This is a genomic window from Biomaibacter sp. TOL, from assembly GCF_059717795.1.
In genome coordinates this window covers 2,170,926-2,197,815 of record NZ_AP046092.1, presented here as the reverse complement: position 1 = coordinate 2,197,815, position 26,890 = coordinate 2,170,926, and the positions used below count along the sequence as shown (strand labels likewise).

Annotated in this window: 22 protein-coding genes; 4 read left to right on the top strand and 18 right to left on the bottom strand. The window is 45.5% G+C overall.

Going from position 1 to position 26,890, the window contains the following annotated elements:
* Nucleotides 1–33 precede the first annotated feature (33 nt).
* The 4 genes from AC6I1H_RS10835 to AC6I1H_RS10820 form a co-directional block, all read right to left on the bottom strand.
* Nucleotides 34–804 carry an S-methyl-5'-thioinosine phosphorylase gene (locus AC6I1H_RS10835; protein WP_497737606.1) on the bottom strand — a complete coding sequence of 257 codons (771 nt, stop codon included), beginning with the start codon at nucleotides 802–804 and terminating at the stop codon, nucleotides 34–36.
* 49 nt (nucleotides 805–853) lie between these two features.
* Complete coding sequence (gene mtnA / locus AC6I1H_RS10830) at nucleotides 854–1,897, bottom strand: S-methyl-5-thioribose-1-phosphate isomerase (protein WP_497737605.1); 1,044 nt, start codon at nucleotides 1,895–1,897, stop codon at nucleotides 854–856.
* Between the two features lie 90 nt (nucleotides 1,898–1,987).
* Entirely contained in the window at nucleotides 1,988–3,277 is a 1,290-nt protein-coding gene (locus AC6I1H_RS10825; protein ID WP_497737604.1) for an amidohydrolase, read from the bottom strand.
* A 169-nt stretch (nucleotides 3,278–3,446) separates the two neighbouring features.
* A complete protein-coding gene (locus AC6I1H_RS10820; protein ID WP_497737603.1) occupies nucleotides 3,447–4,178 on the bottom strand; it encodes a GntR family transcriptional regulator in 732 nt (243 codons plus the stop codon).
* 274 nt (nucleotides 4,179–4,452) lie between these two features.
* Between AC6I1H_RS10820 and pckA the strand changes: the two genes are divergently transcribed.
* The gene (gene pckA, locus AC6I1H_RS10815; RefSeq protein ID WP_497737602.1) at nucleotides 4,453–6,024 is read left to right on the top strand and encodes a phosphoenolpyruvate carboxykinase (ATP); all 1,572 of its coding nucleotides are present in this window, start codon (nucleotides 4,453–4,455) and stop codon (nucleotides 6,022–6,024) included.
* Nucleotides 6,025–6,125: 101 nt separating this feature from the next.
* On the opposite strand, the gene spoVT is transcribed toward pckA, so the two are convergent.
* The 7 genes from spoVT to AC6I1H_RS10780 all read right to left on the bottom strand — a co-directional run bounded on the left by spoVT (nucleotide 6,126) and on the right by AC6I1H_RS10780 (nucleotide 14,409).
* Entirely contained in the window at nucleotides 6,126–6,686 is a 561-nt protein-coding gene (spoVT, locus tag AC6I1H_RS10810) for a stage V sporulation protein T (RefSeq protein ID WP_497737601.1), read from the bottom strand.
* Between the two features lie 90 nt (nucleotides 6,687–6,776).
* Nucleotides 6,777–7,742 (bottom strand): peptidylprolyl isomerase, encoded by a 966-nt coding sequence (locus tag AC6I1H_RS10805; RefSeq protein WP_497737600.1) that lies wholly within the window; start codon nucleotides 7,740–7,742, stop codon nucleotides 6,777–6,779.
* Between the two features lie 36 nt (nucleotides 7,743–7,778).
* Nucleotides 7,779–11,312 carry a transcription-repair coupling factor gene (gene mfd, locus AC6I1H_RS10800; protein WP_497737599.1) on the bottom strand — a complete coding sequence of 1,178 codons (3,534 nt, stop codon included), beginning with the start codon at nucleotides 11,310–11,312 and terminating at the stop codon, nucleotides 7,779–7,781.
* Between the two features lie 154 nt (nucleotides 11,313–11,466).
* The gene (locus AC6I1H_RS10795; protein ID WP_497737598.1) at nucleotides 11,467–11,841 is read right to left on the bottom strand and encodes a hypothetical protein; all 375 of its coding nucleotides are present in this window, start codon (nucleotides 11,839–11,841) and stop codon (nucleotides 11,467–11,469) included.
* Nucleotides 11,842–11,972: 131 nt separating this feature from the next.
* Nucleotides 11,973–13,676: a DNA methyltransferase gene (locus AC6I1H_RS10790; protein WP_497737597.1), complete on the bottom strand. Its 1,704-nt coding sequence runs from the start codon at nucleotides 13,674–13,676 to the stop codon at nucleotides 11,973–11,975.
* A gap of 53 nt (nucleotides 13,677–13,729) precedes the next feature.
* Complete coding sequence (locus AC6I1H_RS10785) at nucleotides 13,730–14,077, bottom strand: cupin domain-containing protein (protein ID WP_497737596.1); 348 nt, start codon at nucleotides 14,075–14,077, stop codon at nucleotides 13,730–13,732.
* 47 nt (nucleotides 14,078–14,124) lie between these two features.
* Nucleotides 14,125–14,409 (bottom strand): hypothetical protein, encoded by a 285-nt coding sequence (locus AC6I1H_RS10780; protein ID WP_497737595.1) that lies wholly within the window; start codon nucleotides 14,407–14,409, stop codon nucleotides 14,125–14,127.
* Nucleotides 14,410–14,613: 204 nt separating this feature from the next.
* Between AC6I1H_RS10780 and dnaE the strand changes: the two genes are divergently transcribed.
* The gene (gene dnaE, locus AC6I1H_RS10775; RefSeq protein WP_497737594.1) at nucleotides 14,614–17,850 is read left to right on the top strand and encodes a DNA polymerase III subunit alpha; all 3,237 of its coding nucleotides are present in this window, start codon (nucleotides 14,614–14,616) and stop codon (nucleotides 17,848–17,850) included.
* On the opposite strand, the gene AC6I1H_RS10770 is transcribed toward dnaE, so the two are convergent.
* Nucleotides 17,805–19,076 carry a TRM11 family SAM-dependent methyltransferase gene (locus AC6I1H_RS10770; protein ID WP_497737593.1) on the bottom strand — a complete coding sequence of 424 codons (1,272 nt, stop codon included), beginning with the start codon at nucleotides 19,074–19,076 and terminating at the stop codon, nucleotides 17,805–17,807. The two genes, dnaE and AC6I1H_RS10770, sit on opposite strands and share 46 nt — an antisense overlap.
* Before the next feature lie 290 nt (nucleotides 19,077–19,366).
* On the opposite strand from AC6I1H_RS10770, the gene AC6I1H_RS10765 reads away from it, so the two are divergent.
* Nucleotides 19,367–20,218: a DegV family protein gene (locus AC6I1H_RS10765; protein WP_497737592.1), complete on the top strand. Its 852-nt coding sequence runs from the start codon at nucleotides 19,367–19,369 to the stop codon at nucleotides 20,216–20,218.
* Nucleotides 20,219–20,324: 106 nt separating this feature from the next.
* Nucleotides 20,325–20,720: an Asp23/Gls24 family envelope stress response protein gene (locus tag AC6I1H_RS10760; protein WP_497737591.1), complete on the top strand. Its 396-nt coding sequence runs from the start codon at nucleotides 20,325–20,327 to the stop codon at nucleotides 20,718–20,720.
* Nucleotides 20,721–20,789: 69 nt separating this feature from the next.
* Here the strand turns inward: AC6I1H_RS10760 and AC6I1H_RS10755 are convergent, their stop codons facing one another.
* From AC6I1H_RS10755 to AC6I1H_RS10730, 6 genes are read right to left on the bottom strand one after another with little or no spacing between them, the layout of a single operon-like run.
* Nucleotides 20,790–21,359, bottom strand: coding sequence for a hypothetical protein (locus tag AC6I1H_RS10755; protein ID WP_497737590.1), 570 nt, complete (start codon nucleotides 21,357–21,359; stop codon nucleotides 20,790–20,792).
* Nucleotides 21,337–21,729 carry a type III-D CRISPR-associated protein Csx19 gene (gene csx19, locus AC6I1H_RS10750; RefSeq protein ID WP_497737589.1) on the bottom strand — a complete coding sequence of 131 codons (393 nt, stop codon included), beginning with the start codon at nucleotides 21,727–21,729 and terminating at the stop codon, nucleotides 21,337–21,339. The genes AC6I1H_RS10755 and csx19 overlap by 23 nt, the downstream gene beginning before the upstream one ends.
* The gene (locus AC6I1H_RS10745) at nucleotides 21,707–23,125 is read right to left on the bottom strand and encodes an RAMP superfamily CRISPR-associated protein (RefSeq protein ID WP_497737588.1); all 1,419 of its coding nucleotides are present in this window, start codon (nucleotides 23,123–23,125) and stop codon (nucleotides 21,707–21,709) included. Before AC6I1H_RS10745 ends, csx19 begins: the two co-directional genes overlap by 23 nt.
* Nucleotides 23,122–24,684 carry an RAMP superfamily CRISPR-associated protein gene (locus AC6I1H_RS10740; protein WP_497737587.1) on the bottom strand — a complete coding sequence of 521 codons (1,563 nt, stop codon included), beginning with the start codon at nucleotides 24,682–24,684 and terminating at the stop codon, nucleotides 23,122–23,124. The genes AC6I1H_RS10745 and AC6I1H_RS10740 overlap by 4 nt, the downstream gene beginning before the upstream one ends.
* A complete protein-coding gene (locus tag AC6I1H_RS10735) occupies nucleotides 24,684–25,346 on the bottom strand; it encodes an RAMP superfamily CRISPR-associated protein (RefSeq protein ID WP_497737586.1) in 663 nt (220 codons plus the stop codon). The genes AC6I1H_RS10740 and AC6I1H_RS10735 overlap by 1 nt, the downstream gene beginning before the upstream one ends.
* Nucleotides 25,327–26,889, bottom strand: a complete 1,563-nt coding sequence (locus AC6I1H_RS10730) for a Cas10/Cmr2 second palm domain-containing protein (RefSeq protein ID WP_497737585.1) — start codon at nucleotides 26,887–26,889, stop codon at nucleotides 25,327–25,329. Before AC6I1H_RS10730 ends, AC6I1H_RS10735 begins: the two co-directional genes overlap by 20 nt.
* Nucleotide 26,890: the final 1 nt, after the last annotated feature.

The following is a 26,890-nucleotide window of genomic DNA, read 5'->3' as shown; positions in this document are numbered from 1 at the left end:
AATAAGCTTTTTCCAAAAAATTGCATTGATAGATTACATCCTGATGAGGGAATTTGCACAAGAACAGTTATCCTGGCTTAAATCCCCAAGTAACAGCTTAATGAATGCACCGGTAACCTTCTCTTTGTTCTTTTCCAATGCACCTTCAATGTCGTGCAGGACGATTTTGTCACTTTTTATACCTGTGCACCAGTTGGTGATTATCCCCACTGCCGCATAGCACATGCCAAGTTCTTTAGCAAGCGTCACTTCCGGCACATTGGTCATCCCGATGACATCACCTCCCAGCATCTTATACATCTTAACCTCGTGAGCTGTTTCAAACCTTGGCCCTTCAGTGCATACATAAACTGCATCACCTTTTATATCAATTGCCTCCTGCCATGCCATATCGTAAAACTTTTTTCTGAGATTTTTACAATAAGGATCGCTCACATCCAAATGGGCTACCCCTTGCTTGCCTCCTTCATAAAAGGTCCCCTGTCTTGTCCTGGTAAAGTCTATAAAATCTTTTATGACGACTATATCTCCAGGGGCAAATTTTTCATTGCATGAACCTACTGCAGCCGTGGCATAAATGTATTTTACCCCCAGTTCCTTAAGCGCCCACATATTCGCCCGATAATTTATCAGGTGCGGCGGCACAGAATGGCCTTTGCCATGCCTTGCCAGAAATGCTATTTCCTTTTTTCCGGCTGTTACTATATCGATATATACAATCCCGAATGGCGTTTGTATTTCTTCGGATCGGCTTTTTTGGGCCAGACCGTATACACCGGTCCCTCCAATAATGGCACCTTCCACGATATCGCCTCCAAATATTACTCGATTTATTTTAAAAATTATGTCGAAATCAAACTTTGTTTCTTAAATTCAATATGCTATCATTAAAAGGTTCTTTCAATACTCCTTTTTCCGTTATGATGCCGGTTATGTTTTCGTGCGGTGTCACGTCAAAAGCCGGATTATATACGCCTATCCCTTCCGGCGCCACTCTCACATCCCCTATGTGCGTCACTTCATCGGCGTTTCGCTCTTCTATTTTTATCTGGCTTCCGGACTCTATTTCAAAGTCTATGGTGGAGGTCGGTGCCACTATATAGAAGGGCACGCCGTAAACCTTCGCTATGACGGATAGCATGAAAGTCCCTATCTTATTGGCTGTATCGCCATTTGCCGCTATCCTGTCGGCTCCTACCAGGATGAGGTCTATTTTGCCATCCCGGATGAGGGTGGCGGCCACGCTGTCGGCTATGAGTTTTGAAGGAATTTTCTCCTGCACCAGCTCCCAGGCGGTGAGTCTTGCCCCTTGAAGCCGGGGCCTGGTTTCATCGGCATACACGAATATGTCTTTGCCGCTGTAGAAAGCTTCCCTCACCACCCCAAGCGCCGTGCCGTAGCCTGTAGTAGCCAGGGCTCCAGTGTTACAGTGAGTGAGGATGGTAGCTTTTTGCGGCACGATTTCATTTCCTATTCTGGCTATTTTCTTATTGGTATCAAAATCTTCTCTAAAAATGGTATCGGCTTCTTCTTTTAACCTGTCATAGATATATGAAGCATCGTGGGATTTGTTATCTTCCAGTATCCTTCTCATCCTCTTGACGGCCCACATGAGGTTTACGGCTGTTGGTCTTGAGTTATACAGTACATTTAAGGCTTCCTGCATTTTATCCTGAAATGATTTCTCATTTTCCATGAACTGCCTGGCCGCCAGCACCACACCGTAGGCGGCAGCGGCACCTATGGCCGGAGCTCCCCTTACCACCATGTCCTTTATGGCAAAATCCACATCTTCATAGGTCTTACACTCAAAAATCTGTGTTTCAATGGGAAGTTTTCTCTGGTCCAGCAAAAGCAGCAAATCGTCTTTAAATTCTATGGTTTTTATCATTGACATGTCATCACCCTCTTCAGTAAAAATTTGTTCGGACTTTTGGTGCACCAATTTATTACGCTCCAGAAGCGACATCTGATTTAGCATCTGTCCTTATCTTGCCATTAACTCCTCTGCGACCCTTTGAGCCTCGAACATAGCTTTCTCCATATCAATGGTCTTGATCTCGTAATCTTCCATGACAACTTTTCCGTCAACAATCACCGTCTTTACATCCGATCCTTGAGCTGAATATGCGATGGCAGATACCACATTATGCATCGGATAAAAGTGAGGCTTTTGTGTATCTATTATTATTAAGTCAGCCTTCTTGCCAGCTTCTATAGACCCAATATCTTTTTCCAGGCACAAAGCCTTTGCACCATTTATCGTAGCCATCTTGAGGGCTGTGATGGCAGGGATGGATGTGGCATCATGGTTTACACTTTTATTTACTATGGCCGCAAGATGTATCTCTTCAAACATATTCAGGTTGTTATTGCTGGAGGGACCGTCGGTCCCCAGAGCCACATTTACACCCCTATTGATCATTTTCTCTACCGGTGCAAAGCCGTTGGCAAGTTTCAAGTTGCTCGTAGGGTTGTTCACAACACTCACTTTATCTTCAGCCATTATATCTATGTCTTCATCACAAATATGCACGCAGTGGGCCGCCACCGTAGGTATATCGAACAGCCCCAGATCGTGCATTTGCTTTATCGGAGATTTGCCATACTTATTATAGCTTTCCTCCACTTCATCGGCACTTTCCGAAAGGTGGATGTGAATTCCCACATTAAGTTCCCTGGCAAGATCCGCCACTTTTTTCAAATACCCGGGACTGCAGGTATATGGGGCATGGGGGCCTGCCATGATTTTGATGCGCCCACCGGCAGCATTATGCCAGTTTTTATATAGATTTCTCGTCTCCTGGAATCTTGTCCCGTCGTCATCATCGCCGCCCACCAGACCCCTGGCAAGGACCGCCCGGATGCCTGCTTGCTCTGCTGCCTTTGCGGTTTCCTCCATAAAAAAATACATATCCAAAAAGCAGGTTACGCCGGACTTTATTAGTTCTGCTACGCCCAGCATAGAACCCCAGTAAACATCCTCAGGAGTTAATTTTTCTTCCATAGGCCATATCTTATCTTTGAGCCATCTCATCAGAGGAAGATCATCGGCATAGTTTCTAAAAAGAGACATGGCTATGTGGGCGTGGCAGTTTATAAGGCCCGGCAGCACCAGACCGCCTTTAGCATCTATGACCTTATCAGGCTTAAAGTCATCAGAGATTTCTCCTATGAATAATATTCTATCCTTTTCAATGGCTATTTTGGTATCCCGTATGTTTTCGCTTTTATCATCGATGGGCACCAGGGTGGCATTTTTTATCAATATATTCAAGCGTTCATTCCTCCCTTTTGTTGAATTAATCCCGGTTGAATATCTTTTATTTACGGGTAGTTTTCCTGTCGGCTGTCAAATATCACACCGACAACTTTCGAGGGGACCAGCTCCAAAACCAGAGCTTCATTAATGGTGCTTTCAGCCGATATGTCGCAAGGTAAAAACATTATATAGTCCTGTTCACCTTGAATTTGAATACTTCGGGGTTAAAATAATCCATAGAATAAAACACCGCATGTCCATCTTTATCATAATGAATCTGGTGGAGCAACAAAAACAATTGATTTTTTTTCACCTTTAAAAGGTCTATCATTTCTTTTGTAGGAAAGGCAGGCATTATGTCCGATATAGCATATTCGATGATAATATTAAAATTTTCTTTAAAATATTTAAACATAGATTCGTCCGGCATCTTTTCAGGCACCTGTTGACCCAGCATCTTTTTTGGCACCGTGTCTATCAAAAATGCTGCCATCTTGCCGCTCGCGGTCCTTATTCTTTTAAATGTGACCACCTTTTCCCCCAGTGAAAGGGCTAATTTTTCAGCCATATCCTGAGTTGGTTGCCGTTCCTCTATAGACACCCATTTGGTGCCGGGGTTATATCCAAATTTTCTTATAATTTCGGTGATACTTTCCAATTTTTCCAGGCCACTTTCTATCTGTATGGGTGGTTTGTTTACAAAGGTACCTTTCCCCTGAATCTTATATATGACCTTTTCCTGCTCAAGAAGGGCTAGAGCCTCCCTCACCGTATGCCTGCTGACTCCAAGCATTTCCACGAGGGCAGCTTCCGACGGTAGCATATCGTCTGCTGAAAGTTTATTTCCCCGAATATACTCTAAAATGCTTTCCCTGGCTTTGCGGCCCAGGGACATTTTCTTTTCTTTTATCTTCATAAATTCACCATTCCAGTTGTACGATATCTGACAACGTTATCTTATCACTACCATAAATCAGTGTCAACAGATTGTCAGAATTTTAAGTTGAACCAGGAAAAATGAGTCTATGAAAGGGTAAGCATCAATATTTGGTTTGAACAAAACTTCACAAAAAGTTAAAAAAAAATTTAACATGTTTTCTGGAATTACTCCGAAAAATGTATTATAATATAACCCAAATTGCTTTTGTTAAGTTTCTATCATCCAGTATCTTAAGATTGGAGGTTGTGCAATGGAAAAGCTGGCAAAAATCGGCCTGACAAATGTAAAGCAGGTCTACAGGAATCTTTCGGTGCCGCGCCTGGTTGAGGAGGCTCTAAAAAGGCAGGAAGGCTTTTTGACAGATACCGGAGCTTTCAATGTCTATACCGGCAAATACACCGGCAGATCCCCAAACGACAAGTTTATTGTTGACGAGCCTTCGGTGCATGATGACATCTGGTGGGGCAACAACAAACCCATCCTGCCCGAAAAATTCGAAAAAATCCTGCACCGGCTTCAAGCTTACCTTCAAAACCGCGATATCTTCATATTCGACGGATTCGTGGGAGCGGATACCAGGTTGCGGCTTCCCATCAGGGTCATAAACGAATATGCATATCAGAATCTTTTCGCACATCAGCTTTTTTTAAGGCCCACTGACGATGAATTGAAAGACCATGAACCGGAGTTTACCGTAATCGCCGCACCCGGCTTCAAAGCCTCACCGGAACTGGACGGCACCAATTCCGAAGCCTTTATAATCATCAGCTTCGAGAAAAAGCTCATCATCATTGGAGGCAGTTTTTATGCCGGTGAAATCAAAAAATCCGTATTTTCCATAATGAACTATCTCATGCCCAAAAAAGGAGTGCTTTCCATGCACTGCTCCGCCAATATGGGCGAAGATAAATCTACGGCATTGTTCTTCGGTCTTTCGGGCACTGGAAAGACCACGCTTTCTGCAGATCCCGACAGGATGCTGATAGGCGACGACGAGCACGGATGGTCCGACGACGGCATATTCAATTTCGAAGGCGGATGCTACGCCAAGTGCATAAACCTCACTGAAGAAAGGGAACCCCAGATATACAGAGCCATAAAATTTGGTGCAGTTCTGGAAAATGTGGTCATAGATGAGGAAACGAGAAAACCCGACTACGACAGCGACAGGGTGACCGAAAACACCCGGGCAGCATACCCGGTCGACTTTATACCTGGCTCTGTCATCCCGGGTGTGGGAGGCCATCCCAGGACAGTGGTTTTCCTTACCGCCGATGCCTTTGGAGTGCTGCCCCCCATAGCAAAGCTTTCTCGGGAGCAGGCGATGTATTACTTTATTTCCGGCTATACCAGCAAGCTGGCCGGCACCGAAAGGGGCATCACCGAACCTCAGGCCACTTTCTCCTCCTGTTTCGGATCGCCGTTTTTACCGCTCTCACCCATGGTGTACGCCGGGCTTCTCGGAGAAAAAATCGAAAAATATGACGTCAATGTTTTTCTGGTAAATACCGGCTGGACCGGAGGCCCTTACGGGGTGGGCAGCCGCATGAACCTCAAGTTCACCAGGGCCATGATAAAGGCCGCTTTGAACGGAGACCTGGACCATGTGGAGTATGAACAAGACCCCATTTTCAAACTAATGATACCCAAATCCTGCCCGCAGGTCCCCGATAATATATTGAACCCCAGGAATACCTGGGCAGACAAAAACGCCTATGATGAAACCGCCAGAAAGCTTGCGGCAAGCTTCAAAAAGAACATCGGCAAATTCGAGGGCATAGCCCCCGAAGTGCTGGCAGCGGGACCGAATCTCGAAGTTTGAAATTCGAAATTCGAGATTTGAATAGAAGGAATTGCAAAAGCTATTCCAACTCAATCGAACATCTGACACCATCAAAAAATAGCAGCTTCTGCTGCTATTTTTTATTGCTCCATCTGTTTTGCCAGAAATCCCGCCGCCGTCTCCGCCACTTTCACCTCCAGGTCCCCCATGGTTACATTTGCCTCCTTTGAGAGGAGAATAACCGCTCCTATGGGGTCTCCTTCGGCAATGATGGGGGTTATAACCTGGCTTGTGTATTTGGGTTTTCCGTCCTCTTCATCCAGTGTAATCTTTACATATTCCTTTTCGCTGACCCTGCTTATAAGGACGGTCCTGCGTTCATCCATGATCTTCTCCAGAGCCGGGCTTATGGGTTTGTCCATGTATTCCTTTTTCGGGGCTCCAGATACGGCAATGATTGCGTCTCTGTCGGCAATGCAAGTGATATGTTGCACGGAATCATGAAGGGAATCAGCATATTCCTTAGCAAAATCTCCTAGTTCTCCAATAGGAGAATATTTCTTAAGAATCACTTCTCCCTCCCTGTCGGTAAATATTTCAAGAGGGTCTCCTTCTCGAATCCTGAGAGTGCGTCGTATTTCCTTGGGGATCACGACTCTGCCCAGATCATCTATGCGCCGCACAATTCCTGTCGCCTTCACAGCCATCCCTCCTTAAGTCAAGTTTTTCTTTCGAATATAGTATATAACGCATTAACCTGTTCTATTCATGTGAGGGAAAGTGTAGAAAGGTCATAGATATTTTTCTATTTTGGATTGTTTTTGCCACTCATCAAGATATTTGTTGAATTCCTCGTCTTTCTTGCTGCTTTCGAGATTGCTCTTTATATAATCCTTTACGTCGTCGAAACTTAAAGAGGTCCTTTCTCCGGTAACCTTAATGATGTGATACCCGAACTGGGTCTTTACCGGCTGGCTCACCTCTCCCTGCTTCAGAGCAAAGGCGACCTTCTCAAACTCGGGGTCCATTGTGCCTTTTCCGAAATACCCCAGGTCTCCGCCCTTATCTTTTGAAGCTTTGTCTGTGGAATACTGTTTGGCAAGTTCGGCAAAGTCCTTGCCTGCTTTGAGTTCATCCAGTATCTTCCTGGCTTCGTCTTCGGTCGCGACCAGGATATGACTTGCCCTGATCTCGGGCGACGGAAGCTTGAACATGTCCTTGTTACTGTCAAAATATTTTTTCACATCTTCATCGGTGACTTTAACATCGGCGGTAAGTTTTTCCTTTAAATTGTTTATAATCAGCTGGTCCTGCAAAAGTTTTTCAAAACTCTTTCTGTCAAGGCCCTGCTGCTTGAGGTAGTTGTCCAGGGCGTCTTTACCGCCGTGATAAGCTTCCAGCTGGCTTTCGGCCTCCTCAAGCTGGTTGGGTTTCAAAGTAACATTTTCCTTCTTTGCCTGCTGTAGGGACAGCACATCCTTTATCATGCTCTCCAGCACTTTCTTCTTCATTTCCTGGAGGTTCTTTTTGCCTTCACTGGTGGAAAAATCCTGGCCGTTGGCCTCCAGAGCGCTTTTTACCTGGTTTACCTGTTTGTCAAAATCCGACTTTAAAATGTTTTCTCCGTTAACCACAGCAATGACCTCTTTGCCGTCGATGATCTTGCCCTCGGTAGTATCCTTCTGTATAATACCGCAGCCTGAAATGCCTATAAGAATCGCGATCGCAAGGCCCAGGGCCTTTATACTCAATTTCATCAGCATCCTCCCCGTATTTTTCTATGCTTTTCTATATTATACTACACTACAGGATTCCTGCATAGTGTTCATTTCATCCAATATCTTTTCTATGCGCGTCAGCAGTTTATACCCTTCCAGGCCGCGGGTCTTGAAGTTAAAAGCCGGAATCGAACCGCTCATGAAGATTATTTGTTTTTGAAAGACCGCACTGAGCCTGAAGATCGTTTCCGGGGTAAGTGCCTGGGCGTCACGGAACTGAAATCTTATGATTTCCCCCTGCTGTATAATGCTGGCTATCTTCAGCTTCCTAGCCAGCACCTTAATCCTGGAGATTTCAATCAGATTCCTGGCAGGTTCGGGTATGTCCCCAAAACGGTCTTCGATTTCCTCCTCCAGGTCGCAGGCCTCCTCTATAGTCTCCACTGCAGCGATGCGGCGGTAAATCTCCATTTTCTGAGCGGTGTTTTTCACGAACTCATCGGAAATATAGGCGCTGACGGAAAGATCGATCACCGGCTGCACTTCGTCTTCCACTTTTTCGCCCTTGAGCTCTTTGACCGCCGCCGAAAGGAGCTTTGTATATAGGTCATATCCAATGGCCATCATATGACCGTGCTGTTCGGTGCCGAGAATGTTGCCGGCTCCTCGTATTTCAAGGTCCTTCAATGCAATCTTGAATCCGGAACCGAATTCGGTGAATTCCCTTATGGCCGAAAGCCTCTTTTCGGCGGTTTCGCTCAATATCCTGTCCTTTTTATATGTCAGATATGCGAATGCCTGCCGGTTCGACCTCCCCACCCTTCCTCTGAGCTGGTAGAGCTGCGACAATCCCAGTTTATCAGCCGACGTAATTATAAGCGTGTTTACATTCGGGATGTCAAGTCCCGTTTCTATGATGGTGGTGCATACCAGAACATCGAAATTGTGGTCATAAAAGTTGAGCATCACCTCTTCCAGTTCGTCTTCGTTCATCCGTCCGTGAGCCACGGCGATCCTTGCTTCCGGCACCAGCGTCTGAAGGCGCCGGGCTTCTTCGTGAATGGTTTCAATCCTGTTGTGTACATAATAAACCTGGCCTCCCCGGGATAGCTCTCTGAGAATGGCGTCTCTTATGAGGGATTCGTTGTGTTCAACCACATAAGTCTGTATCGGGAAGCGGTCTTCGGGAGGCGTCTCTATGATGCTCATATCCCTCACGCCGCTCATGGCCATGTGCAGCGTCCTGGGAATGGGCGTCGCGGTAAGAGTAAGCACATCCACATTTTTCTTCAGCTGCTTTATTTTTTCCTTGTGTGATACTCCAAACCTCTGCTCCTCGTCAACTACCAGAAGCCCCAGGTCTTTGAACTTCACATCCTTCTGCAACAGGCGGTGAGTGCCGATTATGATGTCCACTTCCCCGCTCCTGAGCTTTCTCAATGTTTCCTTTTGCTCGGCGGGGGATTTAAATCTGCTGATGACGTCAATCTTCACCGGAAAGGGAGCGAATCTTTCGGTAAAAGTATGGTAATGCTGTTCCGCCAGTATGGTAGTGGGCACCAGCACGGCCACCTGTTTGGCATCCATCACCGCTTTGAAAGCCGCTCTCAATGCCACTTCGGTTTTGCCGTATCCCACGTCGCCGCACAGAAGACGGTCCATAGGTTTGTCGCTCTCCATGTCTCTTTTTACCTCTTCGATGGCAGTAAGCTGATCGGGGGTTTCTTCATATGGGAACATGTCCTCGAATTCCTTCTGCCAGGGAGTATCTTTGGAGAATGCAAAACCTTTCACGGCCTGGCGGGCCGCATAAAGCTTTATGAGCTCCTGTGCCATCTCCTGAATGGCCTCTTTGGCCTTGCTTTTTGCCCTGTTCCATTCATTGCCCCCCAGTTTGTTGAGCTTAGGGGGATTTTCATCAGAGCCGACATATTTCTGAATCAAATCCACCTGGTCCGTAGGCACATAAAGCTTATCCCCTCCGGCATAGCTTAAGGCGAAATAATCCTTTTTATGGCCCGCCACTTCCAGGGTTTCCACTCCCAGATACTTCCCAATGCCGTGAGCCGTATGGACCACATAATCTCCCACCGTAAGCTCCTGGAAACTCTCGATCTTCCTGCCCTTTGCCGAAGGTCTGGGGCGCGGCTGCTGCTTTTTCGGTCTGCCGTAAACTTCGATATCCGAAATGACGGCAAATTTAGTCTGGGGTTCCTCGAAACCCCGCTCCAGAGTGCCCGGCATGATAGCCACCTGGCCTGGCTGAAAGTCCTCAAGGTTCGATGCCGAAATCGCCTCAATGTTCCGCTCCCTGAGGCTTTTTTGCATGTGTTCCCCCCGTTCGGCAGTCCCGGACAGCACCAGGATGCGATACTTTCTTTTCTTGAGCCGGGTTATTTCCTCCACCAGTAGATCCAGTTTTCCGTAAAGGGGGGTCATTGAACGAAACTGGAAAGAATAAAGTTCCCCGGGTTCAAATTCCGGATGTATCTTCGGAAGCGTGGACATGTATACAATCCTGAATTTTTTCAGTCTCTCAAGCATCTCAAAGGGGCTGAAATATATGTTTGACTGAGAGGCCAGAATGGCCCCCTTTTCCAGCAGACCCTTGAAAGTTTCCTCAGCCTCAAAAGCCGCATTTTTCTGGGCCTCGCGTATCCTTCCCGGCTCTACAAGCACCGTGAGAGGTTTTCGGGAAAAATAGTCCATTATGGTGGCCAGAGAAGTATAAAGGTGGGATATATAAAGCTCCGCAGCCTCGAAAAAAAGCCCGTTTTGAAGCTTTTCTATATGTTCCTGCACCTTCTCCTCCAGGCAAGCGGCGATTTTATGCTGTCCCAGGGAGTACAGAACATCCATGCGTTCTTTGAGTTCCCGGGCGATATTGATGGCCGCGGTTTTGGCCGTCCGTCCGTCATACACCACTTCCCTGGCCGGACCTACATATACTTCCTCCAGCCTGGTTTTTGAGCGCTGATCTTCCGGTAGAAACTCCCGGATGGAGTCCACCTCATCGTCAAAAAATTCCAGCCGATAGGGATATTGGGCAGTTGGCGGATAAATGTCCAGAATTCCCCCCCTTACTGCAAACTGGCCGCGGCCTTCGATCATGTCCACCCGCTCATAACCCATGGCTGAAAGCTTCATTAATACTTCTTCCATCGAAACGGACAGCCCCACTTTAAAATATAATGTGAATTTTTTCACTATATCCGGCGGCACCAGCTTATTAAACAGGGCCTGCACCGGCGCTACAACCACTACGGGTTTTTCCGAAAGAAGCATATCCATGACTTTGAGCCTCTGGGCTGTGGATTCCAGGCTTCTGGCCGCCGTCTCGTAAGGTATAACGGAGCTTGCCGGAAATAAAGCGATCTCTTCGGGCCTTAAAAAAAACGAGAGGTCGTCGGCAAGTTTTCCGGCTTCCAGCGAATCAGAGGTTACCACAAGGACCTGGGATTTTATCCTCTTTTTCATCGAGGCTATCAAAAAAGCTCTCTGGGAATCGGAGACGCCGTAGGCAAAAAGGTTTGAAAGACCTTTTTCTATGTCGTTAATGAGTCTTTTAAATTCGGGGATTTCTTCACAAATGTCGGTAATGCTAAACATCGTTCGCTCCTTAAATTTTTTTCGATGCTGAATACCTTTCGAAAATTCTGACAAACATCAAAAAGCCCTTTCCAGGTAAAGGGCTTACCATTTCTTTTTTATTATACCCTAAACACGGATTTATTGCAAATTCAGATGCCGGATGCCATATCTATTATTTTTTATCTTTAATATGTATATGTATTATAATATAATTCCAAAACATGTGAATGATAACGGCGGCAGCGATTCCCAGCAGTAGGCTTTTCAAAAGTCGCGATACGCAAGCGGTTATTGCCCCAAAAGCGGCATGGCTTATGAGGCCCGCAACACCTGCGGTATACGAAAGCCTGCCGCGGTTTTTGATTATATCGTATGACGCCTCCGCTACACCGAAGATTATATGGGAAAAAAGAATGTCCCCAGAAAGGAGGATTGCAAGGCCCGTTTTGAATATCTCCTCTATCACCGGGGCACCGTAAGTCACCGCATTCTCTCCGATGAGCATCAGGGCTTTGTTGTTTAGATAATAGGATATGATTGCGGCCAAAAAGCCGGCTAAAATGGACGTTCCTATTTGCGGGCTAATTATACTAAATGATGGGTAATTTATTTAAACCGCCCCCACAAAAAATATGGGTCTTCCCCTGCGCCGATCTAAGAATAATTTCTCTTTTGTTATTATTCCATAACAAGAGAATAAATAATATTCTTATCATCTTCCGACCTTTGAAAAGCCGGTTCCCTCTGCAGGCTGCGGTCCACGAAGGCCATATCGAAACACTGCTTTCCATGCGGCGGCAGGCGGAATGGCTCGGCATCCGGCCGGTCGTAAGACGCATCTATCCATTTCATTATGACCGCTTCAAAAAGTTCGGGCAAAGTAGCTTTACGATATTTAGCCAGATATTCTTTTGCGGCGGAGATAATGATAGATTTTATTTCAAGTCGGGAAGGTTTCTTTCTACACGGGTGGACGGCTGTTTTCACCGGCTTTTTGAAGTTCAGTATCAGGTCTCTTTTCAGCGAATATGCGGACCATGACTGCACGAAAGAATTGCCCAGAGGTTCCTGCGGCACTACGTTCACCTTTTCAAACCCGGCCGCCCTGCAGGCGTTCAAAAGGGCGGACCATACCACCGGATCCCGGTTGTTGAAGGTCACCGATAGCCAACGCCCGGGCTTTAAGACCCTGTGAACTTCACCGAAGGCTTCTTTCAGCATGTTTTCAAAGTCCCGCTCGCTTTTATTCTGGAAACTATTTACTATTATCTCGTCTTTTATAAAACCGTCCTCCATTCCGAGCCAGGACCGCCACAGGAGGGTAAGTTCGCCGTACTGGATACTGCCGCCGTAAGGCGGATCCGTAAAACAATAGTCGACGCTTTCGGCGGGCAAATTCGAGAGATCCTGGGCCGAGCGGTTTAAAAGCATAAAAGTCCCCCCTCCATCCAACCCGGAAAATTCCCGCACAGGTTTAAAATAATCCCCGATAAGGCGGTTGGTTTCCCTTTTGCCCTCGAGCACCCCCCACCGCCACATGATTCTGTTCTCAAACCTCTCCCACACATTTTCCTCTATCCAGTCCCCCATGCAGTAATAGGAATTGGCCGACATGGGGCGCAGGTCTTCGCTTTTCAACTTGCTTGCATGCAGCAGGGTATTTGAAAAAGCCGTCAGCATCAAACCCCTGACGGCTTCATCGGCGATCCGTCTGATTTCATGGTAAACAATAGAAAGGGCCAGCAGGTTCCGCCTTGTGAAAAGCTGATGGATATGCGTTATACCTGAATTTTTCAGCCTCATGATCTCCCGCCCGTCGGGCAGCTCGCCGTCAGGATACCAGAAAGGGATTGCGCCGGCCTCGATTCTCGATATATCGGCCTTTTCCTCATCTGTAAGAAGCCTGCGGATATGGAATCCCCTGCCGTGCCCCTTCTGGCACCTCGCTTCCACAATCCAGGCTCCATTCAACGCCGGTCCCCGCACCACATGCTTTGCGTAAAGGTATTCGCCGCAGATCGGGCATTTCTCCCTCAGACGGTACATGTCCATTATTCTATCCTTAATACGGGCTTCAATCTTTTTGAATTCCATAAGGAACAGGTCCAGGTCCACCGGGGAACGGCAGGTATTTTTTGTAATAAAAACCGCCATGGGGTTCAAATCGTTTAATACCGCCTTTCGCCGGTTTATAAGAGCTTCGCACCCCACCACTCCCCCGCCGCAGAAGGGGTCCAGCACAATCTCTCCTTCCCGGGTAAAGTGTTTTATGTACTCCGCCACTACATACCAGGGCTTGCCCGCCCAGTATTTGTGCATCTTGTAGCGAGCACAATCCCTCTGCGAAGGTATGGTATAATCTATGGGAACATCCACAGCCACAGGGTCACATCCCTTCATGATTCCATATATTTCACCCGCGCTTGATGATACAATCAATCGGGGATCGGCGCAAACACACAGTAAAGGACGATCTCCCTGTCGGTATCGTTTAAAATCCCGTGCTCGCAGCCGGCGGGCACATTTACCAGTTCTCCCTTTTTCACCCTTTTCCTCTCACCGCATGCCAGCACGCTGCCTTCGCCTTCAAGGAAATAAAAAGTCTCCTGATTTTTGTGAGTATGGGGCATTATCTCCCCTCCCGGCATAATCCTGGCAAGCCTCACTATCACGTTTTTATTTTCATTTTCATCCAGAAGAGTGTTGATATAAACCTCCCGGTGCGCAGGATTTTTCACCCATTTGCTTTCATCAACTTTTTTAATTACCATCTGCATGTCCATAGAATCACACCTCCATTTTGTACAGTTTCCCGCAAAATCAATCTACTTTATGATACCAGCATTGAAATATTTTGTAAATACATAAAATAATTCTTTTTTGCGCCGTGGCCTTTTATGATTTCTTTCATGCGTTCGGGCCCCAAATCAAAAAAAGAATATGAAGTATCAAGGTAAATATCCCTCCCCAGTAAAAATTCCTCGACTTGGCTCCAGCACCCATATCCTCCCATGTGAGCGGCAATTATGGGAGCGCCGGGAAAGGCATCTATTACTTTTTTAAGTCTTTCGGGAGGACAATGGCAGGGACCGGGCAGCCCTATGTATGGTGCCAAAAGCTATTATCCGGCTGTCCTTATGGCACTCTCCTTTGCAAGTCACATTCATCGTATCATATTCTGATTTGAGAATCAATTATGCCACAAATTCCCTCTTCTAAAAACAAGTGTTCGGGTATATAATATATAATAGAACACGTGTTTGTATCGACGATTCGAACCTCGAACTTTGAACCTCGAACATCGAAAAGGGGTGGTAATATGACTTTCTGCCATCTGCATGTGCATTCCGAATACAGCCTGCTGGACGGCCTCTGCCGCCTGCCGCAGCTGACGGATACGGCGGCGAAGCTCTCCATGCCCGCCCTGGCCCTTACGGACCACGGGGGTCTGTGGGGGGTAGTGCCCTTTTACAAGCTTTGTGCAGAAAAGGGGATAAAGCCCATAATCGGCTGTGAAGTTTACACGGTAAAGGACCTTCGCAAAAAAGAAGGCAAGGAATTTCCCCACCATCTGGTGCTTCTGGCCGAAAACGAAGAGGGCTATAAAAACCTGATCAAGCTGGTGACGGCCTCCAATCTGGAAGGTTTCTACTACCGCCCCCGGGTGGATAAAAAACTGCTTTCGCAGCACAGCCGGGGGATTATAGCCCTGAGCGCCTGCATACGGGGCGAGGTGTCGGACTTCATACTGAAGGGCGATGTGGCAGGGGCTCGAAGGGCGGCGGCGGAATATGCCGACATCTTCGGAAAGGAGAATTTTTTTCTGGAAATGCAGGACCACGGCCTTGAGCAGGAAAAGAAGGCCAATTTCTGGCTCCGGGCCCTGGCGAAAGAACTGGGTGCGGGGCTTGTGGCCACCAATGACGTGCACTACCTCACCCCTGAGGATGCCGAAATCCACCGGGCGCTCCTTTCGGTGCAGACCCTTTCGGCGCTGGGGGAAACCATCTCCATGGAGGGTAGAGAATACTACTTCAGGACTTCCGAAGAAATGGAAAAGCTTTTTTCCGATATTCCGGAGACTCTTGACAATGCGGGAATCATAGCCGAAAGATGCAATGTCAGGCTCTCTCTGGGGGGCATGAACCTCCCGGAAATCCAGGTGCCGCCGGGATACGACGCCAACAGCTTTCTTGAGAAGCTGACCCTGGATGGTGCCTGGGCCCGCTACGGCACGCCGCTGCCGGAGAATGTCCGCCGACGCCTGGAATATGAACTTTCGGTGATAAGGCAGACAGGATATGCGGGATACTTCCTCATAGTAAAGGACATAGTGGACTTTGCCGAAAAAGGCGGCATACCGCTGGGCCCGGGCCGGGGTTCCGCTGCGGGAAGCCTCGTGAGCTACTGCCTGAGAATCACCGATGTGGACCCCCTGAAATACGGCCTTATCTTTGAGAGGTTTTTGAACCCCGAAAGAATCAACCCTCCGGACATCGACGTGGACCTGTGCCACCGGGGCCGGCGGGACGTGCTGGAATACATCAGGCAGCGGTTCGGCAGGGAAAGGATAGCCCACGCCGGGGCCTTTTCCACCCTTCAGGCCCGGGCGGTCCTCCGGGACACCGGCAGAGCACTGGGCATTTCCTATGAAAAGATAGACGGCATGTGCTCCCTCATCCCCTATTCCCATATAAGCCTGGAAGGAGCTCTTGAGCAGTATCCCCGTCTTGCCGCCCTGGTCCGCCGGGACCCGGAGGTAAAACAGGCCTTCGAAACAGCCCGGCATCTGCAGTGCCTCCCCCGTCATATGACGCAGCACTCGGCGGGGGTGGTGATCGCAGAAAAACCCCTGACGGATTACGTGGCCCTGCAGCGGGCCTCGGGGGAGGAAATCATCACCCAGGCGGACATGGATATGCTGGAGGACCTGGGCCTGGTGAAAATAGATCTACTGGGATTGAGGTTCCTGACGGTGATAGGAGATACGTTAAAGCTCATCAGGGCCCGGCGGGGCATACACATGACCGCACAGGACATCCCGCTGGACGATGAAGCCGCTTTTGAAGCCCTCCGCCGGGGCGATACCACTTCCACTTTCCAACTGGAAAGCACCGGCATGAGGAATATGCTCCGAAAAGTTCAACCCGAAAATATCGAAGACCTCTCGGCAGTGCTGGCTCTGTATCGGCCTGGCCCCCTCCAGAGCGGCATGGCGGATGAATTCATAGCGCGACGCCACGGAATAAAGCCCGTAACTTTCCTCCATCCCTGCCTCAAGCCGATCCTTTCCGAAACGTACGGCGTTTTCCTTTACCAGGAGCAGCTCATGCAGGCTGCCAACGCCGTGGCCGGCTACACCCTGGGGGAAGCGGACCTTCTCAGGCGGGCCATAGCAAAAAAGAAGAAGGAGGAAATCGAAAGGCAAAAACCGGTGTTCATCCGGAGGGCCATGCAGCGGGGCATCGACGCCAAGACCGCCGGACGGATTTTCTCCGTCCTTGAAGCCTTCGGAGATTACGGATTCAACAAATCCCACAGCGTATCGTACGCCATCATGGCAGTAAGGACCGTATATCTCAAGGAGCATTTTCCCCTGGAGTATTTCTCAGCGCTGCTTTCGCTATACATGGACACCCCATCCCGCCTGCAGCTATATCTTTCCGAAGCAAGGCGCAAAGGCATAAAAATATTGTTACCGGATATAAACAAAAGCGGTGTGGCCTTTTCTCCGGAACCGCTGCAGGAAGAAACCTCGAACCTCGAATCTCGAATTTCTAGCATAGGGGCTATAAGGACCGGCTTTGCCCTGGTAAAAAACCTGGGGACCCGGGGCATAGAGGAAATACTGAAAGCCAGGCGGCAGGGCCCCTTCACCGGATTCTTCAACTTCTGCCGGCGCACCGACAGGCGGGCTGTAACCAGCAAAGCCCTGGAGTCCCTGATCCTGGCCGGAGCCTTCGACGCCTTCGGCATCCCCCGTCCCGCCCTGCTTCTTTCATTAAAATCCGCCATCCTGGAAGCAAAGGCGGCCGCATGCGGCGCCGGATATCCCGGCCAGGTCTGTCTTCTGCCCGAAGACTCCCCGGCGGAACGCCTGGCAAACGATGTGTTTCTGCCGGACTTTTCCCAGGAGCAAAAGATAAACCACGAACTTCAGGCGCTGGGACATTATATAACCATTCATCCCATGGAGATGTGGGAAGACGCTGCCGCAAAACTTCGCACCTGCACCGCCGCCGACATAGCCGAAATAAACAAAAAGAAAAAGGTGCGCCTTGCGGGAATACTGTTGGATCCCCGCTGGGGGCGCACCCGAAGCGGCGGTCGCATGATGTTCGCGCAGTTGGAGGATCTCACCGGTGCTGTGGAGCTGGTGATCTTCCCCAGGGAAATGAAGCTTTTTTCCCATTACCTTTCCACCGGCTCCCCCGTCACGGTCGACGGCTGGACGGACCTAAACGACGACGGCCGCCGCACAGTGGTGGTGGAAAAGGTCCGGCCATTAAATCAATCCTTTTTAAATAAAACTATGCGGTTGGTGTTGGTGCCGTGAGTATTATTATTGATCCCCCATATATTGGAAGTCTTTGTGAACTCCTGCAGGTTTACGAGTATACCTTTGCACTCAAAGCCTGCAGAAAGGCCGAGGGGAACCACGTATTCATCAAGATTTACTGATCCGCCCCTCACCTCGCCCACTTCAAAGGCCACCCAGCCGCCATTTTGAGTTATCCTGAAAAGCTCCCGGAATACATCACCCATAACAATGCACCATTCCTTAACGCTTTTTGTCATGGTTATATTATTTGAGATTTCCTCCGCATCGATGGAATTAAACCAGCAGCGAAGCCAGTTGTCCCGGGCATATTGAACCACATTCAGGAAAGGCGGGGAAGTAACGGTAAGCTGCACGGATCCGGCCGGTATCCGGTCCGTATACCTGGCGTCCTCCGTCAAAAACAATGCGCTTTCTCCAGCCTTTCTGAGGTTTTGTTTTTCTTTCTTCGTTAAATCCGCCACAAGACTTTGCGATTTTTTCAGTATTATTTTTCTTGTATCTCTGTACTCGGGCTTCTGGTTTCTCTTCTCATTGATTTTTATCTGCCTCTCGGGGCTTGTCGCTTGATTCGGCGGCAGCGTGTACACCGAAAAAAAACCGGGCGAATGGCCTGTGAGGCGGTTTGTGGCCACCATGCGTATCCAGCCATCGATATGGTCCTCGCGACCGCTCTGTCTTTTGTCCAGAAGATAATTTTTTAATGATACGATTTCCGCTTCGGTGTCAGGATGATAGAACATTGAAAGGTCCATATCGGCCCGCAAGTTCTTATAATACGGAATCTCATAAAGCCTCTTTTCCACATCCTTCAGATCGGGTATAAAGAACCTTGGCTTTGAAAGCACCTCGCTCAGGGGATTTATATCATTGGAGATCACCCTGCGGCCCAGAAGCCCCGCCTCAATAACGGTGGTGCCCCTGCCGCTGAAGGGATCGTAGATTGTGTCGCCCTCCTGCGTCAAAAGCTCAATAAAAAAGCGCGGCAGTTGCGGCTTGAAACATGCCCTGTAAGAAATTTCATGGATGGATGATGCCTGTCTTTGTCCCGAAGTCCAGTATTCGTTTATGTATCTTGCGACCTGGCGTTCACCAATCTTAACATATTCTATCTCAGTCCCGCGTTTTTTATCGCCAAACAGACTTAGATTTTCACCAGCACCGTCCTCCAGTCGAAATTCCATAAGGTACCTTGATATGTCGATTTGCACCGTTTTATACATGATGTCTGCCTCCCGATTTTTGCATATGTATATTTGATTCTATGTAAAAAGTCACTTTCTTGTCGGAGATGACCCGGCAATGGACTGAGTGTTTACACGCGAATTATATTATATTCTATACTCATTTATTATTTTCCTTCTTGTTTTTTTCGGATTTGCAATTTTGAAAATTACCGGTACCGCATGATAAAAAGCTTCTCCGGATAAAATTTAAGCAAATCCATTATTTTAATTGCCGCTTTATTATTTACTCTAAAAATGGTAGACTGATAAAAAGGAGGTTGAATATTTTGAAAGCAAAGATAATAACCGATTCGGCCAACGATTTGCCGGAGGAAATACTGAAGAAATACGACATTAAATTCGCTCCCCTGTCAATCGCCTTCGAGGATGGAACCTTTCTCGATGGTGTGGAGCTGAGCCGAGAACAGTTTTACGAAAGGCTCATCAACGCCCGTCAAATCCCGCGCACGAGCCAGCCGTCCCCCAGGGCTTTTTATGACCTCATGAAAGATGCCCTGCAGCAAGGCCTGGAAGCGGTGGTAATAACCCTGTCCTCGGGGCTCAGCGGCACCTATGAGAGCGCCCTCATGGCAAAGGCTGAATTTGAAAAAAAAGAACAGGAAAGGATACATATCGTAGACTCCCTTGCGGCTTCCACTGGGCAGGGCCTTCTGGTGTACGAAGCCGCCAAAATGGCGGAAAGCGGTCAAAGCGCCTCCGAAATTGCAGAAGCTGTGGAAGATTTGAAACGCAGACTTTGCTCCATCTTTACAGTGGATACCTTCGAATATCTTTTAAAGGGCGGCCGCGTCACCAGGATTCAGGCATTTCTCGGAACGGTGCTGGATATCAAGCCCGTGCTTCATCTTGATTCCTCAGGCAGGATAGTCCCCTTGGAAAAGGTGCGGGGAAAGCGCAAAGCCGCAGCGAGGCTGCTGGAAATCATGGCTGAACAGGGCCGCGACCTGGATAAACAGACGGTAGGGGTCGTCCATGCACACGCGCCGGAAGAGGCTGTAAGACTTGCAGAGCAGATAAAAGCCAGGTTCAATGTCAAAGAAGTAGTAATAGGGGAGCTTTCGGCCAGTATAGGCACCCATACCGGCCCCGGATGCCTGTCGGTATTTTTTTACCGATGATATGAAAATGTAATGTTAAATTTATACACTAGGGAAGGAATATCAATAAAAATGTCGAATACCATAAGAAAGAAAAAATAGTTAAAATTTTATGGAGGTGAAGGTCATGGAGGAAGGGAAAACCACCATCAACGATTCTGTATTTGTGGAGATAGCCCGAGAGGCCATACAAAAGGTGGAGGATGTCTTCCGGCAGGAAAAGAAAGGAGCCCTGCTGGGCCTCACCCGAGTGTTCACCGAAAGATTCGCCCCGCAGATCACCGTGAAAAAGACCGAAAGCGCAGCATCAGAAAACGGTTTCGGCACTGTTTCCCTTGATGTAAAAATAAGCGTGCTTTATGGAGTGAATATCCCCGAAGTGGCGAAAAAGGTTCGGGAAAAGATAGTCAGCGAGATAGAGTCCCTCACAGGTTATACAGTTGAAAAAGTAGACATAAACATCGAGAAAATAGTAAAACCCGAACAGGCGGCAGAGGAAAAGGAAAAAATAGAGGAAAAATAAACCCGGCGCCTTGAAAAATAATACCCCCCTCTACCAAAAGGCGGAGGGGGGTATCATCCAAAAGCATATTTATAGCTTAATTACTCTGCTAGGTTCAGGTAGTACTCTGCGAGATTTAAATTCATTTTCTTTCTTCGCATTTTGAATGTGCCCAATTTCCATATATCTTGTTTTCTCAAGCCAATCCTTTTTGCTTACATTGCCCCAATCCAACATCACTCTTAACTCTCTCATCCTGCCTACATCCCAAAGGGATCTGGCATTTCCTCTTTCATCTTCTTTTATTTTTCCTAAAATATATTCTTCAAAATCTCTTTTATATTCACCCATACTTTTTTCTTCGAGCGCTAAATACCACTTGTTGTTTTCAAAAAGCCTTGTATATCGTTTTTTTCTATCTGTCAAAAATAGAGAGGGTGTTATTTTAACAGATCCTAATCCCAAGGGTTTGCCCATCCCCAACTTATGATAGTGGTTTTTCGGTAGGTCTAATACAAAAAGTAAGGCTCCAAGTTCAACTTTTGATAGGTTTTCAAACCTTATTCTAAAATTAAAAATAGTGCCTGGTTTTACCGCTCTAATAATTGTATGTTGTTTATCATTAATGATTTCTTTTTCATGCCAAGAGCGTCCATCCATCGCCCAGCACTCTGGAACTTGTCCCCCAGAGAATCTGCTCCGCATCGACCACATCTGTTTTAGATCCTTTACCGTCTATCCTAAACCTTACGTGAAACTCACCTTCTGTTCTTCTCCACAGATATACTTCTTTTTCTTCGTTAAATGCCCTAAGTTTTAAAAGATATTTGGGGTCAAATGTTTCACCTCGATAAAAAGCCAAAACCTTATCTTTGACTTTTCCTATAAGGACTTTATAGTGTAAATAAGCAATCACATATCCGGATTGTATATATTCATCAACTATCCTTTGCAAATCCTCCCAACTTTTTACTTGTCTTTCAGTAAGTATAACTTCGGTATCGATATTAGACAGCTTTAGCCCGTTCATCAAATATCACCTTCCTATTCTCACATTCACACAAAAATGAATTTACCTTTTGCTCTAGATATTCTTGAGCGTCTTCATCTATTTTTAAATTTCCATCTTGCTCCGTCATCTCTATAACTTTATCTTTAAACTTGAGTTTTGCCGATACTCCCTGCAACACTCCCCTACCTATACTTTTTTCCCCGCCCAAGGGCAAATCGCCGTTCCATAAATCCTTTAATACCAATAAAATAAGCCCTGCTTCCCAATCTTTATAATCTTTTATCTTCATGTGGATACCTATCCCATTGTCAGTGCCATCCACAGGCCAGATAGGAGCCTCATCGAAGAGAGCCGATTTAATGACGCCGCCTGTGAATCTATCTATTTTTATTCTGTTTTGCACTTCTTTTACCATTTTTCCTTTGTCAATTATAGTCTCTTCTACAAAAAATCTACTCTTTATTTTTACTCCTTCCGAGCCTTTTTGATCATCAGCCCATCCGAATACTTCTTTTATAAACGATTCCCCTTGAAAGCCTAGGGTATTTATAATGCGCTCGGCTCTAGCCCTTATGGCTCCTTTTATGGATGTACCCGGTATGACATCATTGCCATTACTGGTAATATGCACCATGTCGGGATCTTTCGGATTCGAGGAGTATGATTTTATTATAAGAGAATTTTTCACTTTAAAAATAGCATCCATTGTAAAATCATCATCTTTTTCTCGATACGTTTTTAAAGAGGTTATCTCTTGAGTTATATCTTCTCCGTCATTACCTTCCAACCATGCTATAACATCATCTTTTTTCTTAAAATCATATTTCAAGCAACATACTTTATCCAATCTACATCTACCGAAACCCTTTGTAGTCATGGAACCCAGGGAAATCTTTCCTTCACCAAGAGTTTTAATAATAAAAGACAAAACCTTACGGAATATATCTTCATCAAAACATTCCCGCAAAATGACTTCTGCTTTAAAATTAAAAACTGCCCCCGGTTCGACCACTTCATAGTCAAACTTTTTCTTATCCTCGGCGATGCCGCTCATTTCATCTATTTTAATCCCATCTCTTATCACTATAGAAGCATTACCTATGAGTATTGAATCGGATAAAAATAACGAACTTTGATATGTTTCTTCTTTATTCTCGTCTTTTTTATCCGTGCCCCAGAAATATTCTAACTCTTTGATGTTATTATCTATCTGGGCTTGCTCAAAAAAATAGTGCCTTAAAACGCCTGCCATAGATGTGGCGGGAATATAAGGATTGCCTCTTGTATCTTTCAATACCAATATATCCGTATCACTCTTTTCTCCACTACTTATTATTATAGGGGATTCAAGCCGTAACTCGCCTCTTGCTAATATTCTCCCGACAATGCTGGCTTTTTCCCGCTGATGATTCATTGTTTATACCCCCTTGCCGCAGAATTTTTCTTGTTAATCCTTCTCATTTCTCTAAAAAATGTTGACCAATACCTTCTAAAAATTTCATCTTGAAAACTTTTATCGTCATCTACATTAAAAGATACCACTTTTGATAATTCTCTTAGTTTTTCGTCTCTGATTATAACTTTTTTACAATCATAATCCTCTTCGTATAAAATAAAGTCCCATAATGTTTTTTTATTATTATTGCAGTTACACAATTGTTTTTTTGCGGGTTCTTTTAATTGTTGTAATCTATTTATAAACTCATCTTTATTTACACTTCTCAGCATAAGCTCTAACCTACCCAGAAGGCTGTTATTCGGAAGGCTTGAACCTCGATCTTTTCTATTAAATTCCGATGCTGCCAACACTGCTCTTACTTCGATTTCTTTCCCCAATCGGTCCTTAATTACCGAAGTAAAAATATCTTTCGCCATCTGAGGTAATTCATCTTTGGGTTTTTCAATCTTCTCTTTTACTTCGCTCTTCGTATATCTTTCTTTTACCGGCAAATTTATCATGATTTGGCCGAACCCTTCATTAGTCCTCTCCCCAAGGCCATTTTCCATTAGGTTTATCAACTTTTGCCGTATTTCATTATCAATATCTTTATCAAAAACAAGCTTTATGGTTGAACCACCCATCAAAGCATTTTCCAAAGGCTTTTTTAATTTCCAGATGGAGATATAATTTTCTACACTTATCGATTTCAAACTATAATGTTCGATAGAGAATCTATTCTTACCAAAGACACCTTCCAAATAAGCCTTAAGTGTCTTTTTGGATACTTCGGGGAACCCATATTCATTCAACAGAATGCATGGTGAAATAAAAGTCAAGATTGCAGCGTTATCATCAAGCTCATCGGTATCAAAATCAAGATCCTTCTTTGTTATATCAAGAAATTCAAATACAGCGCTGCCATATTCCGTTTGGCGGGAACGCCCTAGTCGAATATTGAATTTGTCCTGAAACATTTGTTTAAGTTCTATTAAATCTTGCTCTCTGCCATAAATTGACCCTGTAAAAGTCTGTTCAGGCAGCAAAAATTCATAATTAAATATCCCACCGTTTTTTTCACTGTGACCTTTTAATCGGCTCTTCCTGTAATGATGAAAATTTATTTTCTTTTTAGGTGAGCCGCATATTATTCTTTCATCTTTTAAAAAGCCGTATGAACTTATATTCCTTGTTTGTTTATCGACTTTTTCAACAGCAAAATTATATATATCTCCACTAAATTTGTCTTCCTGGATAGACAAAGGTACAGGAATAGTATTATATGATCTATCGTTTTCTTTTATTACCATATAAGCATTGGAAAAAGTCAAACCACCATTTAAAAACCACGTGTAAAATTGTTCGTTTTCATGAGCATCCTTAATCCCTTTTGTGTCGATAAATTTTGAAGCCAATACCCCAAGTATGCTACTTCCCGGTATAAAATCCAGAGTCTCGGTCATGTTAATATCTCCCGTATTTCCGCTGATCAATACCGGAGCTTTAAGAGTAATATGGTATTTTAGCGAATACATTATCTCGCAACCTCCTTCCTTAATTCCGCTATAAATTGCTCAGACAGACTTTTTCCATCTTCATATAAGCGGCATTCTACTTCACCATATCCTCTATGTCTCATACTTCCTAAGTGGCGAAGATTACAACAGGATAATGTCAATAACTTTGTAATATCTTGTCTATCGTCACTTAAAAATACATAACCCAAAAAAGCGATGCCCGGTTTTAATACTCTTGACGTCCTAAGGCTATTTTCCTCTGCAACTCCATATTCGTTTATAGATGTTTGCTGGCGAAGTTCCGTGAAAACATCAAGTATAGATTCGGTAGATAGTAATCCCTTTTCTATGGCCCATCTGCACCAAGTCAAAACTCGGGTATATTCGGAAATATGTAGATTCTCAAAAATGAGTGAACCTGCATCAATGCTTCCGGGTTTGCCAAAGGCTTCATCTATTATATCGGATGAAAAAGGATTTATTTTTGCCTTATCCAACATCTCTATAACTTCTTTTGCGCTCTCTCTTAGGGCTCCTTTTAATCTTCTTGCAGGGAAAAAGGGCAAACCTATCTCATCAAATACTATGTCCGTATCAATGACACCGCCCCAACCTTCACCTGATCCGGGCAATGTCGGCGAAATCAATTTAATAGTCAGGTTATATGCTTTCATTATCATTTTCCCCCCCCCTGGAAAAATCCTCAAAATAAAAATCCAAAAGCTCTATCATATCAAAGTACGGAGTTTTTTTATTTTCCCACCCGCTTGCAGCATAGCTTTTTTCAGGTATTTCATACGGCTTGATGCCCTGCTCATCCATCTCTTTTAAAAACTCTTCCGCTGCCGTTCTCCCCATAACCAATCTGGAACGAAATTCCTTAACTTTAGACTTCGGCCACTTTTCTTTAAATGTGTTGATACCCTTTTTAAGGTGATAGATATTTCTTTCGTCTTTGATGTCCTTTGAAATAAGATAAGGCCCATAGTTTAATGTCCCTTCTTTTGTAGTAAACCGCGTACGTCTTATATCTTTTAAATTTCCGGAAAATCCGCCGTAAGATATATGAAAATCCAACCATGAGGTGTCTTGTCTTTTATGAGCTTCGCCTTTAGCCGATGCACACAGTTCCTCAGCCAAGGAATAGCCCCTATAAAAGGGATATTTTGTCTTGATAATGGATACTCCCGCACAGGCCGACAAAATCCTTCCGTCGCTCAAAGGCTTTTCCGTCATAAAATCAATCAATTTCTCCGAAAGATGGATGCCCAATCGACCGTCAGTTATAAAATTTATGTCGTCGCCTGCCAAAAGAATGGGCCGCATGGGGAGCACCTTAACTCTCTTTTTTTCTGCTATGTCAAATCTTCTTTCATCGGTCATAGAAGGCATAACATCATCAATAATATACCGTATCAGTTTTTTAAAGGCATTTTTCACAGTATCATCCACGCTAAAAGAAAGACTCCTTAATGCAGAAAGGCTTTTGCATTTTTTAAACCTTTCTCCCATGGAGTTGCCATCCATATGTATTACCGAAATATGACTTTCACCTTTTGTCTGTCCCAGATCATCTATCTCCTCAGTAAAAGTATAATTTGAGCCTAGTTGTTCCGAAAATCCATCTATTAATTGTTCCTGAGCCTTTTTTTCACTCAGCAATTTTGATTTTGATACAGAAGAAATATAGCCTGTAAAATCCACATCTTTATGAAATACTTCTGCTGAAAGACCTGATAGAGGGCAATCGACAGTTATGCAATATTTCCCAAGAGTAACGTTAGGAAAAAACTTGTTTTTATTTTCGACTAGCTGTTCAAAAAGCTTGTCCAAATCCTCTCTGAAGTTATCCAAGTCAAAGTCGGATATAGCTACCGCCGTTTTTATACCCGGGACTTTTATCAACAACTGCGAAGTCCATATTTCTACAAACTTTCTTGCTTTTTCAACGGTCTTAAAAAATAGTAGCGCATTTCCCCCGCCTATATATCCCATTTCAAATTCGACGTTTTTCTGTCTAATAGGACTTTGTTCGGGTGATACTTTCCAAGCATTTATATCACATTGAGAGCCGATAGCCGATTCAACGGCTTCTGTCAATTCATCCCTATAAATACTTCTCACGTTATAAGATGCACCGATATTCTCTTTTAATTTATTGCTGGCAAAAACATATTTTTGTATTGAAACGGTATCAAGTAAAACAGCCGCAACTTTAAACAAA

Excerpts from the sequence above, each read along its gene's own strand:
- AC6I1H_RS10735 (WP_497737586.1), bottom strand. The coding sequence starts at position 25,346 with ATGATAATGAAAGCATATAACCTGACTATTAAATTGATTTCGCCGACA.
- AC6I1H_RS10785 (WP_497737596.1), bottom strand. The coding sequence starts at position 14,077 with ATGGACATGCAGATGGTAATTAAAAAAGTTGATGAAAGCAAATGGGTG.
- AC6I1H_RS10805 (WP_497737600.1), bottom strand. The coding sequence starts at position 7,742 with ATGAAATTGAGTATAAAGGCCCTGGGCCTTGCGATCGCGATTCTTATA.
- AC6I1H_RS10770 (WP_497737593.1), bottom strand. The coding sequence starts at position 19,076 with ATGTATAAAACGGTGCAAATCGACATATCAAGGTACCTTATGGAATTT.
- mfd (WP_497737599.1), bottom strand. The coding sequence starts at position 11,312 with ATGTTTAGCATTACCGACATTTGTGAAGAAATCCCCGAATTTAAAAGA.
- AC6I1H_RS10820 (WP_497737603.1), bottom strand. The coding sequence starts at position 4,178 with ATGAAGATAAAAGAAAAGAAAATGTCCCTGGGCCGCAAAGCCAGGGAA.
- AC6I1H_RS10740 (WP_497737587.1), bottom strand. The coding sequence starts at position 24,684 with ATGTATTCGCTAAAATACCATATTACTCTTAAAGCTCCGGTATTGATC.
- dnaE (WP_497737594.1), top strand. The coding sequence starts at position 14,614 with ATGACTTTCTGCCATCTGCATGTGCATTCCGAATACAGCCTGCTGGAC.
- csx19 (WP_497737589.1), bottom strand. The coding sequence starts at position 21,729 with ATGAACGGGCTAAAGCTGTCTAATATCGATACCGAAGTTATACTTACT.
- AC6I1H_RS10755 (WP_497737590.1), bottom strand. The coding sequence starts at position 21,359 with ATGGATGGACGCTCTTGGCATGAAAAAGAAATCATTAATGATAAACAA.
- AC6I1H_RS10760 (WP_497737591.1), top strand. The coding sequence starts at position 20,325 with ATGGAGGAAGGGAAAACCACCATCAACGATTCTGTATTTGTGGAGATA.
- pckA (WP_497737602.1), top strand. The coding sequence starts at position 4,453 with ATGGAAAAGCTGGCAAAAATCGGCCTGACAAATGTAAAGCAGGTCTAC.
- mtnA (WP_497737605.1), bottom strand. The coding sequence starts at position 1,897 with ATGTCAATGATAAAAACCATAGAATTTAAAGACGATTTGCTGCTTTTG.
- AC6I1H_RS10745 (WP_497737588.1), bottom strand. The coding sequence starts at position 23,125 with ATGAATCATCAGCGGGAAAAAGCCAGCATTGTCGGGAGAATATTAGCA.